Genomic DNA, 14,323 nt, shown 5'->3' with positions numbered 1-14,323 from the left:
CCTTAAAAAAAATCTTTTGTTTGAATGCAATAAATCCATAGATTGTTTGTATAAGATTTTAAAATGAGAAAATTACTAATTGTATTCTTTATTATATTACCGCCCTCAATTTTTGCGCAGGAGGGATGGGTTTATCTGAATCCCACACCAACTGCCGCAAGTATGTTTGATTTAACTATGTTCACAGAAAGCTCGGGAATATGCCGCAGTACAAATTCAATATTCAGGACCTACAACGGCGGCTTGAATTGGATAGAGTATAATTTCAGCAACAGTGATTTATCTGTAAAAAATTTATCAATGGCAGATAGTTCTAAAGGGTATGCGTATATGACATCGGGAAGATTATTAAAAACAACAAACGGAGGAAAGAACTGGAATTTTGTCTCTCAACTTTATTTATACTACACCAAAATTAAATTTATTTCTGAAAGTGTTGGTTATGCTCTTAAATTTGAAAATTACATAGGTAAAATTTATAGAACAACAGATGGCGGAGTAAGCTGGAATGAAACTTATTCTGAATCAAATATTAGTCTGAATGACTTAAGTTTTGTTTCATCAAACGTGGGTTTTGCTGTCGGTTACCCATGGCAGAATCCCAGCGAACATTCGAAGATATTAAAAACTACAAACTCCGGTATTACCTGGGATTCAATCCCTAATACACTGAAGCTTTCGCTTTACCGCGTAATGTTTTTAAATGAGAATCTGGGTTTTATTTGTTCTAATACAGGATTATTAAGAACAACTAATGGCGGCATAAACTGGCAGGATACAGTAAAGTACAGCCTGATTGATTTAAAATTCTCAAACGCAAATACTGGTTACTTTCTTGCAAACGATACAATTTTAGGTAGAACAACAAACTCAGGTGCTAACTGGACAATCTCTAAAATCAGAAACAGCACAATAGGTTTCTATGCTCCACAACCAACACAAGTATACTTTATAAATCAAAGTACAGGATTTTGTATCGGAACTTTTGGATTAAACTTAAGAACAACAGATAATGGTACGACCTGGATGAACAATAACAGCTCATTTACTTCAGATGAATTAGATGATGTAATTTTCAAAAATAATAATACAGGCTTTGCAATGGGCTGGTCGCCCAATATTTATAAGACTACTAATGCAGGAACGAATTGGACAAAATATATGGTAGGCAGTACTGCAACATATTTCGGAGCAATGGCTTACGCGGGAGGAAATACCTGGTATGCAGGTGACTTTTTTAATGACCTGATGTATAAAACAACTAATGACGGACTTAACTGGAGCGTAAGCAATCCCGGTTTTCATCAGATAACAGCAATGCAATTTATTAATGAAAACACCGGATTCGGTGTCTGCAAATATAATGCATTTTTCAAAACAACTAACGGAGGCTTAAACTGGTATATAAACTACTCAATTGGAAGCCAGAACTGGAATGTAAATTTTATAGATGAAAATACAGGTTATGTAGGGGGAGAATGGAAGTTGAGAAAAACTACAAACGGCGGAGCTACCTTTGATACTATTCCTGAAAGCATAATTTACCGCGCATGGGATGTAAAATTTTTAAGCAGAGATACAATTGTTGTCTCGGGAAAATCTCTCGATGCTTCAGGATTTGGTGAAATACCTGCAATCTGGAAATCAACAAATAGTGGTGTTACTTGGATGCCCCATTACCTTAATACATCATCTAATCAAATGCACGGTCCTCTCAGATTTCCAAATTCAAAAACCGGATATGTGTATGACGGCTTGGAGTATATGTATAAAACTACTGATGCGGGAGATAGCTGGTTTCAAATTAAAGCTCCTGATAGTCATGTATATGGAATGAATTTTCTGAATGCAGAAACAGGTTATGCAGTTGGTGATTACGGTATGATTGCCAAAACCACAGATGGAGGCGCATCAACGTTTATTAATACAAATGAATCCGTTGCGAAATCATTTTCACTCTACCAAAATTACCCAAACCCATTTAACCCTTCAACAAAAATTAAATTCGATTTGCCGCAGAATGGAAATCAAAATAATATTCCTGTGAAGATAATTATCTTCGATATTCTTGGAAGGAAACTTGAAACGTTGCTTGATGAAAATTTAACTGCGGGAGTTCATGAAGTCAGCTGGAATGCATCTCGCTATGCAGCGGGAGTTTATTTCTATATGCTTCTGACCGATGGTATAAAAGAAACTAAAAAAATGATTTTAATAAAATAGAAATTTTTAAATTATAAACCCGGCGAAACAAAAAACCCTTTGCGAGGAAATCTCACAAAGGGTTTTCTTTTTAAAAACTATTTTAGAAAAGTTTATTTCACTAAAAGCATTTTCTTTGTATCGCTGAAGCCGCTTGTTGTGAATTTATAATAATAAACTCCGCTTGATAAATTTGATGCATTGAACTCCCTTGTATAGAAACCTGTATTTAAGTTTTCATTATTAACAAGAGTTTCAACTATTCTGCCCATATTATCATAGATAACTAAGCTTGCATTTCCTGCCTGAGGAATTGCAAAAGTAATTTTAGTTGTCGGGTTGAATGGATTCGGATAGTTCTGAAGCAAATAATACTGGTCAGGTGTCTCTGAGCTGTAATTTGTAACTGCAACTCTTGTATCTACAAGCTTCATAAGTTTACCTGCAGTAGCATAAGTGCAGGCATAAATGTTTTTACTCTTATCAACACCGAAAGTAGAAATAGCAGTTGTTGAAGTAAGAAGTAAAGTGGAAGTTGCAGAAGGAGTTCCTACACCTGTATAATTAATTGCAAATAATTTTTTTGTTACATAATCGCCTACAAGATATTGTCCTTCAAGCAATGGTAATTGCGGACTGCTTCTTACAACGTATCCGCCTGTGATTGAGCCGGCATCTGTTCTTGTGAAATCAATTATCGGTTTTATTTTTCCCGATGTATCACATCCCGATGAAGGACTATAACATATAAATCCTTCCATTACATTCCATCCGTAATTCCCACCGCTGACGATTAAGTCAACTTCTTCTCTTGCGCTCTGACCAACATCTGCGCAGTATAATCTTCCTGTCGGAACGTCAAAGGCAAATCTCCATGGATTTCTCATTCCATAAGAAAATATTTCCTGTTTGAATTGAGTACTTCCGAAGAAAGGATTGGTCGGAGGAATTGAATATTGATTTCCGCCGGATGCTGAGTTAACATCTATTCTGAGAATTTTTCCGAGCAAGACACTTTTATTCTGACCGTTTCCATTTGGATCACCGCCAGAACCGCCGTCACCGAATGCAATATATAAATATCCGTCAGGACCGAAAGCGACTTTTCCGCCGTTATGATTTGAGTATGGCTGAGTCTGTGTTAAAAATATTGTTTCAGTGCTTCTTAATGCTGAGTCAGGATTTGTCGGACTTACTTCGTATCTTGCAATATAAGATGTAAGTGAACCGCCTGAAGGAGTATTGGTGAAATCAACATAGAAATATCTGTTTGTTACATAGCTTGGGTGAAATGCAAGTCCGAGCAATCCAACTTCACTTCCGGAAGAGGAAGGTGAAACTCTGCTGGAAATATCAAGAAAAGTTTTTTGAGTCGGAGGATTAGTATTCATGTTTAAAACATAAATAATTCCTTTCTGGCTGACGACAAACAATCTGTTTGCAGCATCAGGCGCTGTCTGACATTCAGTTATAGAGTTATAGCTGAGAGTCGGAAACGCATCCTGTAAAACATACTGAGCTTTTACATTGCTGCCCCCTATGCATGCAAGCAAAAGAATCAGTAAAAAATATTTCGTTTTCATTTTAGTTTTTTAGGGATATAGTTTTTTTATAAAAAAGTTTTATTTAATTGACCACTAATGTAATCTATTAAAACCAACAAATAAATACACATAATTGCTCCTGCATACATTTTAATATGCTAAAAACCGTATATTTTGAAGGTTTTGTGAGGCTTTTTTATATAAATAAATTATCATTATAAAAGGGAGAGGGAAAAGAAAGGGACCCGTCATATAAAAAGCAGAGACAAATGAGAACATCACAACTCCGTTGATTATGTAATTCATCTTTGAACTTGCAATATCTTCTGAATAAAAAGCATACTTTGTGAGCACTGATGAAACAATTATAATAAGACAGATGAAAATTACACCTGTTATTAAATACCATCGTTCATAAAAGAATATTAAGTGAAGCAAAGCAATTGGAGATATAACTATCAGAAATATTTTTGCCGATTGTAAAATTTTAGCTCTTAGAAATTTTTTCTCATGTATTTTATATGCTTCGATATACATCAGCGGCTCATTTTCAATAAAGAAGGAAGAGAAGATAAATGTAAGCAAAATTATTGCAAGAACTCCGCCGGCTATCTGAAAGCAGAAAACTATTCCAAGTAAATAAATAATAAAAATAGGAATTATGTTTGTGCGTAATCCTGAAATCCACTCAAAAGCATAAGGCGGGAATAAAGATTTCCCCGATGAAAAATTTATCTTAATTTTATTTCCGCTCTTTGTGTTTGCAATTATTGCAAGTAATACAAATACATAAACACATATGTAAAAATAATTTGAGATTAAAATTAAAACCAAGAATGGTAGTGAGTATAAAAGATATTCGAATACAAAAAGAAGTTTTTTATTTATATCCAGAGAGGAAAGAAAAAATTCATCTTTTCTTGAGAAGTGAACGGAATAAATAACACTTGCATTCAGAAATATTGTTGCAGCTATTCCCGTAGGGGAATTATTAATATCTAAAAACATTTTGAAGCCTGCAGCAGCAAGAACTATAATAAAAATAATCCTTATGAAACCCAGCTCTGCTATCCATCGTAAAGCTGAGAGTATCCGCAGTTTCAGTATGTAAAATTCAGTTCTCATTTTTTATTCTATATATATTATACGAAAAGAATTAATTTAGATACATGTTAAAAATTTCAGATATAAATGTAAAATACGGCGAACACACTGTTCTTGAAAATTTTTCCTTCGATGCACAGGAAGGAAAGATATATGGATTAATGGGATTGAATGGCTCGGGTAAGACTACTTTAATAAAAGCAATATGCGGAATTATTCCGCTTGATGCCGGTACAATAGAATTTACAGGGAGAGAAATAAAGCTGAGCGATATCGGATATCTTGAAACAGCAAATTATTTTTACTCAAAGATAACGGCAAAGGAATATCTGAATATTATAAAATGGAAACATTCTAATTTCGATATTGAAAAATGGAACAGTATTTTTGAACTTCCATTGGATGAACTTATAGAAACGTATTCTTCGGGAATGAAAAAGAAACTTGCCGCTATGGGAGTTTTCGGGCTTGAGCGCCCTCTGCTGTTATTAGACGAGCCGTTCAATAATCTTGATATGGAAACGAATCAGGTGCTCAACAACGTAATAAAGCAATTAAAAGAAAAAGGAAAAATTGTTATTTTAACTTCGCACATACTTGAAACCCTCACGGGAATTTGTGATGAAATACAATACTTGAACGACAAAAAGATTGAGAAAATATTTTATCCTGATGAATACAATTTAATCCAAAGCTCCATAATAGATAAAAAGCTTCAGAGCAAAATAGAAACAATAAAACAAATAATCCAAAATTAAAAATTTAAAGCCATGGAACCAAAATTCACCGAGAAAAAAGGATTTAAAGTCGCAGGATTAAAATATGTCGGTAAAAATCCTCAGCCGGATATCGGCAATCTCTGGGATAAATTTGTGCCAAGAATGAATGAACCACAAAACAGAATTAATCCCAATGAAACATACGGAGTATGCTATGATATGGATGCAGAAGGAAATATTTATTATATAGCCGGAGTAGCGGTCAGCGATTTCGATAATCTTCCTGAAGGATTTGATACTGTTGAAATTCCCGATAATAAATATGCAGTTTTCACTCACAAAGGGTCTATTGCAAACTTCCCGCAGACGGTAGCTTTTGTTTATGGAAAATGGGTTAAAGATCCTGACAATAAGAAAAAATTCGATGCTCCTGATTTTGAATTATATGATGAAAGATTTAAAGGTGATGCCGATGATTCAGAATGTGATTTGTATGTTGCCGTGAATTAATTATTTCACAAGTTGCATAGCTTTGGAATCTGTAAACAAAACTTCACCTGATTGTATATCTGATGCAACCAGTTTATAAAAATATGTTCCTGAGGATAGACCGAAGGAATCAAAAACGATTTTATATTTGCCGTCTTTTTGATTTGTGAAAGAATAATTTTTTATTTCCTGTCCGAGTATGTTATAAACTGTTAGCTGAACATCAGATGTTCTGTAAATCTGATATACAATTGTAGTGGATGGATTGAAAGGATTCGGATAGTTCTGGGAAAGCGAATAATTTACAGGAATCACCGGCTCATCACCCGTTATTCTGCATAAAATTTTTCTGTCAGGGTCTATTTTAAAAGTGCTTGTTTTCTTTTTTGTGGCAAATGTATAGTTCTGTACCTGCGCATTATTTAGTACCGTGAAGGTTGTATCACCTTCATCAAAAAATAATTTTATATCAACCGGCATTGTAAAGAAAGCAGGATTAGTATTCACAGTCTGCTCTATCTTTACAGTTGTATTATAAAATCCGTTTCCTGCGTCTGATGAATTCATGCTGACATTGTAGTGAGGATAATTCTCACCGTAAATCCACTCACTGAAAAAATAGGATAGATTCCGTCCGCTCGCTGCTTCCATATTTCTCTGGAAATCTTCAGTGACAGCATTTTTATAAGCGAGTAATGTATCTGCAACATATCTTTTTATTCCTGTAAAATATAATGAATCTCCTATGATATTTCTTAGCATGTGAAGAACTGCGCCGCCTTTAGCATATGTTCTGTTAGCGCTGAAAATTTCCGGAACGCTTTCAACGTTCTGCACATAAATACTTCCCTGCGCCAGCTTCGCATTGTTCATAGTAGTTAACATAAAACTGTTGTAGCCGAGTTTTCCGCTTGTGTGCTCTTCATATAGGGCTTCTCCGTAAGTTGCAAAGCCTTCGTTAAGCCAGATGTGATGCCAGTCTTTGCAGGTTATTTTATCTCCGAACCACTGATGAGTAAGTTCGTGAGCAATAATGTCATCGCTCCAGTATCCCATTGATGTACAAGTCTGATGTTCCATGCCGCCAAGCTCTCCGAATTCTGCATGTCCGTATTTTTCTTTTATGAAAGGATACAGTCCGTAAGTAGCAGAATAAAATTCGAGCATACCGATAGTTTTATCAAGCTGCGGTTTTAGTGTAGCAAGATGCTGAGGATAAATAAAATTATTAAACGGCATTGAGTCCGTCGGGGAATATTTAAAGTATAAATCGTACTGAGAGTAATTTGTGATGGCAAGAGAAATTAAATAATTGGATATCGGATATGAGTTATGCCATTTAAAAGTCTTTGTTCCGTTTCCGTTATTTATTGTCTGCTTTAATAGTCCGTTGGATACTGCAGTAAAATTTTCAGAGCAGGTAAGCCATACGTCGCTGGAGTCAGCTTTATCCGAGGGAACATTTTTACAGGGAAACCAGTCAGCTGCGCCGAAGGGCTCACTTAGCGACCATATAATATCCGTGCCGCTATGTGTGCTGAATACGAAACTTCCGAATCCGCTGGGATCAGGAACTCCGTGATAATAAATAGTTGCAGAAATTAATTCATTATGATTAAATATTCGGGGAAGATTTATGTTAATTACATCATTGGTATGTGTATAACTGATAGTCCCTGCCGTTGATGAAATTGAATCAACGGCGAGAACATTGCTTAAATCGTAAAATAAAGAATTGATAGTTGGATTTGCAACTGTGCTATTAATGGTAACTTTTCCAATTAATAAATTCGGCGCAGTTTGCACAGCTAAATCAAGCTTATAATAAATTACATTGATGGTCGTATCGCCTTTATAATCGACTAAGACATTATCATTATTATGTAAACGAAAATTTCTTTTTTCAATATCAGAAATCCGCGGAAAAATATTTACGCCGTTATCCGGACTTACTTGCGCAAATAAGCTCAGAGAGTAAACAAAAAATATTATTGTAAATATTTTTTTCACATTGAATAATTAAATTCAGTTTAATTCAATTCCTGAGTTTTAAATTTCTCCCATTGTTTCTTTGCGTAATCAAGAAATTCTTTCGGAGCTTTATCAAATGATGCATCGACTTTATAATCACCGCCTTCTTTAGTAACTTTGCCGTTAGCTTTGTATTTTATTTCCGTTGTGCCTCTTAATGCATATTTATCTTTTCCCTGATGCATAATGAGCTTTAAATCGTCGGGACTAACATCGCCCTTGCAGGATAATCTATATAAAAAAGTTGTTTCTGCAATTGCGTTCTCATCTATATCTGTAACAGTTAATGAGTTCGGATTGTAATTTAAAGCCAGGTCAAGCGGACAGTCCTTTACAAAATCATTTATCTGCCAGAGTATCGGGCTCTCTCCTGCTTTTATAATATAATTGTAAGCGAACAAGTCTTTAGTTATAACAGCTTCACCGTCTTTTGTTTTTGAGTTCTGAATTTCTGATTCAGTGATGATAAGTAGGTTTTCACCGTTAGAATCTTTCCATCGTGCGCCGCCGACAACTTTACCCTGGTATTTTGCGCCTGAAGGGATATCTTTCTTATCGAATTTTAAGATTTCAATCTTACCTGTATTTTGTCCGTTAGCCTCGGGAGCTTTTTCGTTTTTTGTTTCGGGTTCTTTAGTTGTATTCTTTGTTTGTTCTTCTTTCTTGGTTTCGGTTGTTGGTTTTACGTCATCTTTTTTCCCGCATGAACTAAGAAATATTGTAAACGATGCTGCCAGAATTAATAAGTAAAATTTTTTCATTAAATGGGGCTTTTTATAGTTTATTTAATTAATAGAATTTAATTCAAATTGAGACAACAAGAAATTCAACTTTTTTGCGTCTAAAGATTTAAGCCTAAAGATATAATGAGAATAAAACAAATAATATATCTCTTATTTATAGCCATATTTTTTTGCTCATGCGGAAGTAAAAAAGAGAATGCATCTATTCCCGATCTCTCGCAGGCGAACAACATGAATATTATGTTCAAGATGGATTTTGATTCGACTTCAAAAATGATAATCAAAACGGTTCCTATAAAAGATATGAACAAGATGCTGCAGCTGAAGGCACTGCTGAACTCAGAGCCGTTCCCATATATTTACTGCGCATCATCAGGCGCTATGAATTTTTATAAAGACAGCACGCTTATATACAGCTTTGCATTCAATACAGAACCCGAGCTGAGACATATTGCCTATACATACAACAGTAAACTTGTAGCTGTTACTCTTAATGAAGAAAATGCGAAGTTTTTAGAAAGTTTTAAGAAGCAATAATTTTCACGCAAGTTTTTTATGAAAATATCATCTAACATTACGAAGCAGTCCGCCGCGGCGGATTCGTAATGAGAACCGGGACCTTCCGCTTCGCGGAAAGTCCATTAATCCCAAATCTATGAAGAAAACAATTTTAGCTCTTTTATTTCTGATAGTTTCAGTTGCTTACCCGCAGCCGGAGCTTTCAACATGGAAGCAAAACACTACAGGAGCAGTCGGCTACAACAATCTTCCTGCAGATGTGCAGCAGGTTTTTTACTCAGCCAATTATGTTTATGTGAAAGCCTCGGGAATACCGTCTTATACAATCGGTCCCTGGGCAATGAATCCTAATGTACCGACCAATCAAAGCTGGTCATTTAAAATTACAAGATTCCCGGTTCCAAATACAGGCACACTTACAACTGTTGGCGGCGGACAGATCGGAGTATTCAAAAACGGAGTAGTTGCATTCAATGCAGGTGACGCAATGTCCTATAACAATTTAAACATCTGGCACAGAAACGCATATTACTTTGAAGGCACAGGATTCGATACATCGGGCGGACACCCTGCACCCGGCGGTGCATATCATTATCATATAAACATGACAAGACTTTACTCGGGCAACTCAAGCCAGCACTCACCATTAGTAGGATATATGTTTGACGGTTACCCAATCTACGGTTCATATGCTTACTCAAATGTAAACGGCACAGGCGGAATACGCAGAATGAAAAGCGGTTACAGAAAAAGAAACATAACAACAAGAACAACATTACCTGACGGAACAGTTTTAACAGCTGCACAATACGGACCTGCAATCAACTCAACATATCCACTGGGATGTTTTTATGAGGACTGGGAACCATACACAGGCGGCGACCTTGATGTTCACAACGGAAGATTTTCAGTCACACCCGAATACCCTTCTGGAATTTATGCTTACTACTTAACAATTGATTCGCTTGGAAATCCTGAGTATCCATACTTAATAGGCAGCACATATTACGGAGTTGTTACAGCAGGCAATACAGGTCCCGGCGGCGGACATGTAACTATCAGCGAACCCGTTACGCAATATACTCCGACAGGAATTAACAATCTTGGCGAGCCGGTGCATTTTAATTTGTATCAGAATTATCCGAATCCGTTTAACCCGGAAACAAATATTAAGTTTGATATTTCAAAATCGGATTTTGTATCATTGAAAGTTTATGATATGCAGGGAAGAGAAGTTGCGAATTTAGTAAATGAAAAAATGGGAACGGGTTCTTATAGTGTGAAGTTCAATGCAGCGAATTTATCTTCGGGAGTTTATTATTATTCGTTAAGAACTTCAGGCAGTGTAATTACAAATAAAATGCTTCTTGTAAAATAAAAAAAGATATTCTCTTTCCCAAACCCTTGTTTGGGAAAGCTCTTAGTCCCAAACAGGGGTTTGGGACTAAGAAAAAAGGAGCGGAACAAGTTGTAATAATTCACCTCCGTTATAAAGATGAAAAAAGAAAATCCCGCTGTTCGAATTTTGAGCAGCGGGATTTTTTGTATGCAAAATTTTTAATCACTTTATTTATTCAGATACTCCTCTGTTATTTCCAGCAGCCAGTCTCTGTTTGTAATGTCGAAATTTTTCTGAAGTGATTCATTTATTTCCATAATTCTTTTCTTTCTTCCCTGATTTTCTGCAATTACAATGTGACGTATTGATTTCAAAAAAGCCAGTTCCATAGCGCGGGCATCTTTCAGAATAATTTTATTAGCCATCAGAAACTTTGTATGAGTTTCCGCGAGACTTAAAATCTGCTCCGTATTTTTCAGATAATAATGAATTTTAATATAAAGCGTTTTCATTTCCGAATTCATCTGGAAAGATTCACGATTAACCTTCTCAAGGTGAGATAATGCACTCAGATAATCTTTTTCAAGAAAATAACTATAAGCCTCTGATAAATTTTTTAAAGAAGGCTGGTACTTTTCTTCGAGAGAAGGGACACATTCTGCTATCATATACCGTATGGATTGTTCGTCTTTTAGCGTAAAAAGATTATTCAAAAAAATTCTGTACATGTTAAAAGGGAAAAGATTAATATCGGGTCTTTTATAATATTTATCCTGTATTATTTCCAGTGTCAGCTGCTTAAGCTCCTCACGCATTTTCTCATCGTACTTATTCAGGTTTATGCGTAACGTGCAAAAGACAACTAACTTCCCGTAGTGGTCCAGTATTTCAATAAAGGTTAATTTACTTTTGTTTTTTTGTAAAGCTGCCTTATACTTAAAATAGTGATTATAATTATCGGGATGCATATAGGCTTTTATCATTTTTCCGTATATATCAATAATGTGGTTGTACTTGCTGTAGGATTTTAGCGGCTCCATCAGGTTAGAATTAAAAATGTGCCGTATTATTTTTTTGTAGTCGTTTTCTATCTTTTTATCCAAAGAGGTGTTCATTGCAACAGTGTTGAGATACTCCGTTGCCAGCTCCATCATATACCCTGTAGTTCTCTGCACTGTTATATTCATAAGCTTTTTTTGAACTTCAAAAAAATCATCAACTTTTTTGAAAGTATTGTGGAAGAAAAAAAAGGTTAGATCAGTGGTAGCTATCTGTACAAGGTCCTGAAAAAAGGAAGGTTCAAAAATTTTATCACTCTCCGAAAGCTTTTCAAGCTGCTTATGTTTATTTTCAAAATGAAAATGATATCCGTTCTGAAGATATTTTTTTAGAAGAAATATTTCTTTTTTCCGTTTATCGTTCCTTATGCCGTTAATGTATAAAAAATCTTCCACAAGCTTGTGAAGCTGCGACATTAAATCATTGAAAGTATTAGAATTGAACTTCTTATCCTTATAGAGAATCTCAAACACTTTTTGCTTTGTTAAAGGAGTTTCCGATTTTGAAATGTTTTTTGAGATTATCTGGAAAAGCTGCAGTGGTTTCTGGCGTGTATTAAGGTACGGGCTTTTCAGAAAACTTTCGAAAAGATTAAGTTCATCAGGTGTAAAAACTGATATTAATGAATAAGCCCGGTAATTTTTCATAGCCGTTAAGGGAAAAAGCTAATGAAATTTAAAAATTATCTTGTTTATTATCAAACATTTAATTTCTCCCTTATTCATACATTAATTAACACTAAAATAATAAATCATATAATACAATTTTAGTAAAAATTTCTTTTTTTAAAAAAGTTGAAATATTTATTGAAATCTCTGTTTTTTACATGTTTTTTTTAATTCTTCGTCAAATACTCAAACAATTTTCTCGAAAAAATTTCTTTTTGTGTATAAGATTTTTTTAGCAATTTGTATCAACGAGGTAAATTAAAATAAAAAGCTATGGAACCAATTATTCTAAACAAAAAATTTCAAGGTCCATTTTTAAATTTTGATGAATTGGAAAGTAAACCGGGTGTGTATCTGGTAGTTTGTGATGCATTCGGAATGACTCCTTTTAGAGTTTTAAATGCAGGCGATACTTCCAACGTTAAAGAAGTGTTTAAAACAGAAAAGAAGAGAAATTTTCTGAAAAAGAGTAATGTAAAAAACCTGAAATATCTTGTCCGCTATGAAAATAACAGCGGAAACAGAACTCAGCTTATAAAAGACATAAAAAAACAAATTCACCCAGCCATCTAATTTCTCCTATGCCCTTAACCCTTTCGCCGGGGTTAAGGGAATCTTTTTACTTGCTGATATACTTATCAATATACTTCATTATCTTTTACATCTATCGGAGATTGTATTACACGTGCCCCTGCGCCGAATGTAAGGTAGCTCCACATCCACGTAAGCAGAATAGATATTTTATTTTTAAATCCTACAAGATAAAATATGTGCAGCCCAAGCCATGAGAGCCATCCGAAAAATCCTTTATATCGCAGCTTGCCAATTTCAGCAACAGCATCCTTTCTTCCTATAGTTGCCATCGAACCTTTATCAATGTAATGAAATGGTTTTCTTTCTTTTTTATTTATATCGTTAACAATTGTCTTGGCAACGTATCTTCCCTGCTGCATTGCAACGGGAGATACTCCCGGAAGAAGATGACCTGCCTGAGTATAAGCAGCCATATCACCTATAACAAAAATTTCAGGATATTCATCAAGCGAGCAATACTGATTTACAATTACTCTTCCTGCTCTGTCAATCGGCACTCCAAGCGTTTTTGTAAATGGCACTGCCTCTACACCTGCAGCCCAGATGATTGTGCCTGCATCAAACTCTTTGCCTTCGGTAAAAACTTTTCCTTCTTCTATATTATTTACACGTGTATTCAGATAAACTTTCACTCCGCGCTCTTCAAGACTTTTTCTGGCATATTCAGAGAGACCCGCATCGAACGATGCAAGCAGCCGAGGTCCGCCTTCTATCAGAGTGACTTCCGCTTTCGATGTATCAATTTTTCTGAAATCTTTTTTTATGATGTTGTGAGAGAGTTCAGCAATCGAGCCGGCGAGCTCTACACCCGTAGGTCCGCCGCCGATAATAATATATTTCAAAAGCTTCTCGGCGTTCTCGGGATAGTTCTCTGCATCTTCAAACGAGAAGAGAATTTTTTTTCTTACCTTCAGCGCATCAGTAAGATTTTTTAATCCGACTGTATATTTTTCCCAGTCATTGTGCCCGAAGTAACTTGTCTTCGCTCCCATTGCAAGAATGAGATAGTCATACTTAAGTGCGCGGTCATTGAAAAAGATAATGCGTTTCTCTTTATCAATGTGCGTTACGTTAGACATTATTACTGTAACGTTTTCGTAACCGTCGATTAATGATCTTGATGGAATTGCTATATCTGCGGGAGATAAAACGGCAGTTGCTACCTGGTAAAGCAGCGGCTGGAAAAGGTGGTGATTGGCGCGGTCAATAAGTGTTATATTCAGTTCATTGTGTTTTGCAAGTTTTTTTACAGCCTGCAAACCTCCGAATCCTGCGCCTACAATTACAACTTCTTTTACTTCTTTCATAATAA

General features: G+C 35.4%; 12 protein-coding genes. 6 read left to right on the top strand and 6 right to left on the bottom strand.

Annotation, left to right across the window (positions count from 1 at the left end):
* Positions 1–63: 63 nt before the first annotated feature.
* Complete coding sequence (locus JST55_07700; GenBank protein MBS1493377.1) at positions 64–2,223, top strand: T9SS type A sorting domain-containing protein; 2,160 nt, start codon at positions 64–66, stop codon at positions 2,221–2,223.
* Positions 2,224–2,315: 92 nt separating this feature from the next.
* Here JST55_07700 and JST55_07695 read toward each other — a convergent pair whose 3' ends face one another.
* Complete coding sequence (locus tag JST55_07695) at positions 2,316–3,785, bottom strand: PQQ-dependent sugar dehydrogenase (GenBank protein MBS1493376.1); 1,470 nt, start codon at positions 3,783–3,785, stop codon at positions 2,316–2,318.
* A 111-nt stretch (positions 3,786–3,896) separates the two neighbouring features.
* On the bottom strand, positions 3,897–4,871 hold the full coding sequence (locus JST55_07690; GenBank protein ID MBS1493375.1) for a hypothetical protein: 975 nt from the start codon (positions 4,869–4,871) through the stop codon (positions 3,897–3,899).
* Between the two features lie 44 nt (positions 4,872–4,915).
* Between JST55_07690 and JST55_07685 the strand changes: the two genes are divergently transcribed.
* Positions 4,916–5,608, top strand: a complete 693-nt coding sequence (locus JST55_07685) for an ATP-binding cassette domain-containing protein (GenBank protein MBS1493374.1) — start codon at positions 4,916–4,918, stop codon at positions 5,606–5,608.
* Positions 5,609–5,620: 12 nt separating this feature from the next.
* Positions 5,621–6,079, top strand: coding sequence for an AraC family transcriptional regulator (locus JST55_07680; protein ID MBS1493373.1), 459 nt, complete (start codon positions 5,621–5,623; stop codon positions 6,077–6,079).
* Here the strand turns inward: JST55_07680 and JST55_07675 are convergent, their stop codons facing one another.
* Together JST55_07675 and JST55_07670 are read right to left on the bottom strand one after the other, a co-directional pair.
* Positions 6,080–8,068, bottom strand: coding sequence for a T9SS type A sorting domain-containing protein (locus JST55_07675; GenBank protein ID MBS1493372.1), 1,989 nt, complete (start codon positions 8,066–8,068; stop codon positions 6,080–6,082).
* Positions 8,069–8,088: 20 nt separating this feature from the next.
* Positions 8,089–8,850 carry a hypothetical protein gene (locus JST55_07670; protein MBS1493371.1) on the bottom strand — a complete coding sequence of 254 codons (762 nt, stop codon included), beginning with the start codon at positions 8,848–8,850 and terminating at the stop codon, positions 8,089–8,091.
* Between the two features lie 105 nt (positions 8,851–8,955).
* Here JST55_07670 and JST55_07665 point away from each other — a divergent pair, with 105 nt between their 5' ends.
* Positions 8,956–9,369, top strand: coding sequence for a hypothetical protein (locus JST55_07665; GenBank protein ID MBS1493370.1), 414 nt, complete (start codon positions 8,956–8,958; stop codon positions 9,367–9,369).
* A gap of 118 nt (positions 9,370–9,487) precedes the next feature.
* Positions 9,488–10,729, top strand: coding sequence for a YHYH protein (locus JST55_07660; protein MBS1493369.1), 1,242 nt, complete (start codon positions 9,488–9,490; stop codon positions 10,727–10,729).
* Positions 10,730–10,917: 188 nt separating this feature from the next.
* Here the strand turns inward: JST55_07660 and JST55_07655 are convergent, their stop codons facing one another.
* Positions 10,918–12,396, bottom strand: coding sequence for a hypothetical protein (locus JST55_07655; protein ID MBS1493368.1), 1,479 nt, complete (start codon positions 12,394–12,396; stop codon positions 10,918–10,920).
* Positions 12,397–12,690: 294 nt separating this feature from the next.
* Between JST55_07655 and JST55_07650 the strand changes: the two genes are divergently transcribed.
* Positions 12,691–12,990, top strand: a complete 300-nt coding sequence (locus JST55_07650; GenBank protein MBS1493367.1) for a hypothetical protein — start codon at positions 12,691–12,693, stop codon at positions 12,988–12,990.
* 65 nt (positions 12,991–13,055) lie between these two features.
* Here the strand turns inward: JST55_07650 and JST55_07645 are convergent, their stop codons facing one another.
* Complete coding sequence (locus JST55_07645) at positions 13,056–14,318, bottom strand: NAD(P)/FAD-dependent oxidoreductase (GenBank protein ID MBS1493366.1); 1,263 nt, start codon at positions 14,316–14,318, stop codon at positions 13,056–13,058.
* Between the last annotated feature and the right edge of the window lie 5 nt (positions 14,319–14,323).

The sequence above is a fragment of the Bacteroidota bacterium genome, assembly GCA_018266835.1.
Classification (GTDB): Bacteria; Bacteroidota; Ignavibacteria; order Tepidaquicellales; family Tepidaquicellaceae; genus JAFDZO01.
Note: the sequence above shows the minus strand (reverse complement) of the source record. Positions and strands in the feature narration are given on the sequence as shown.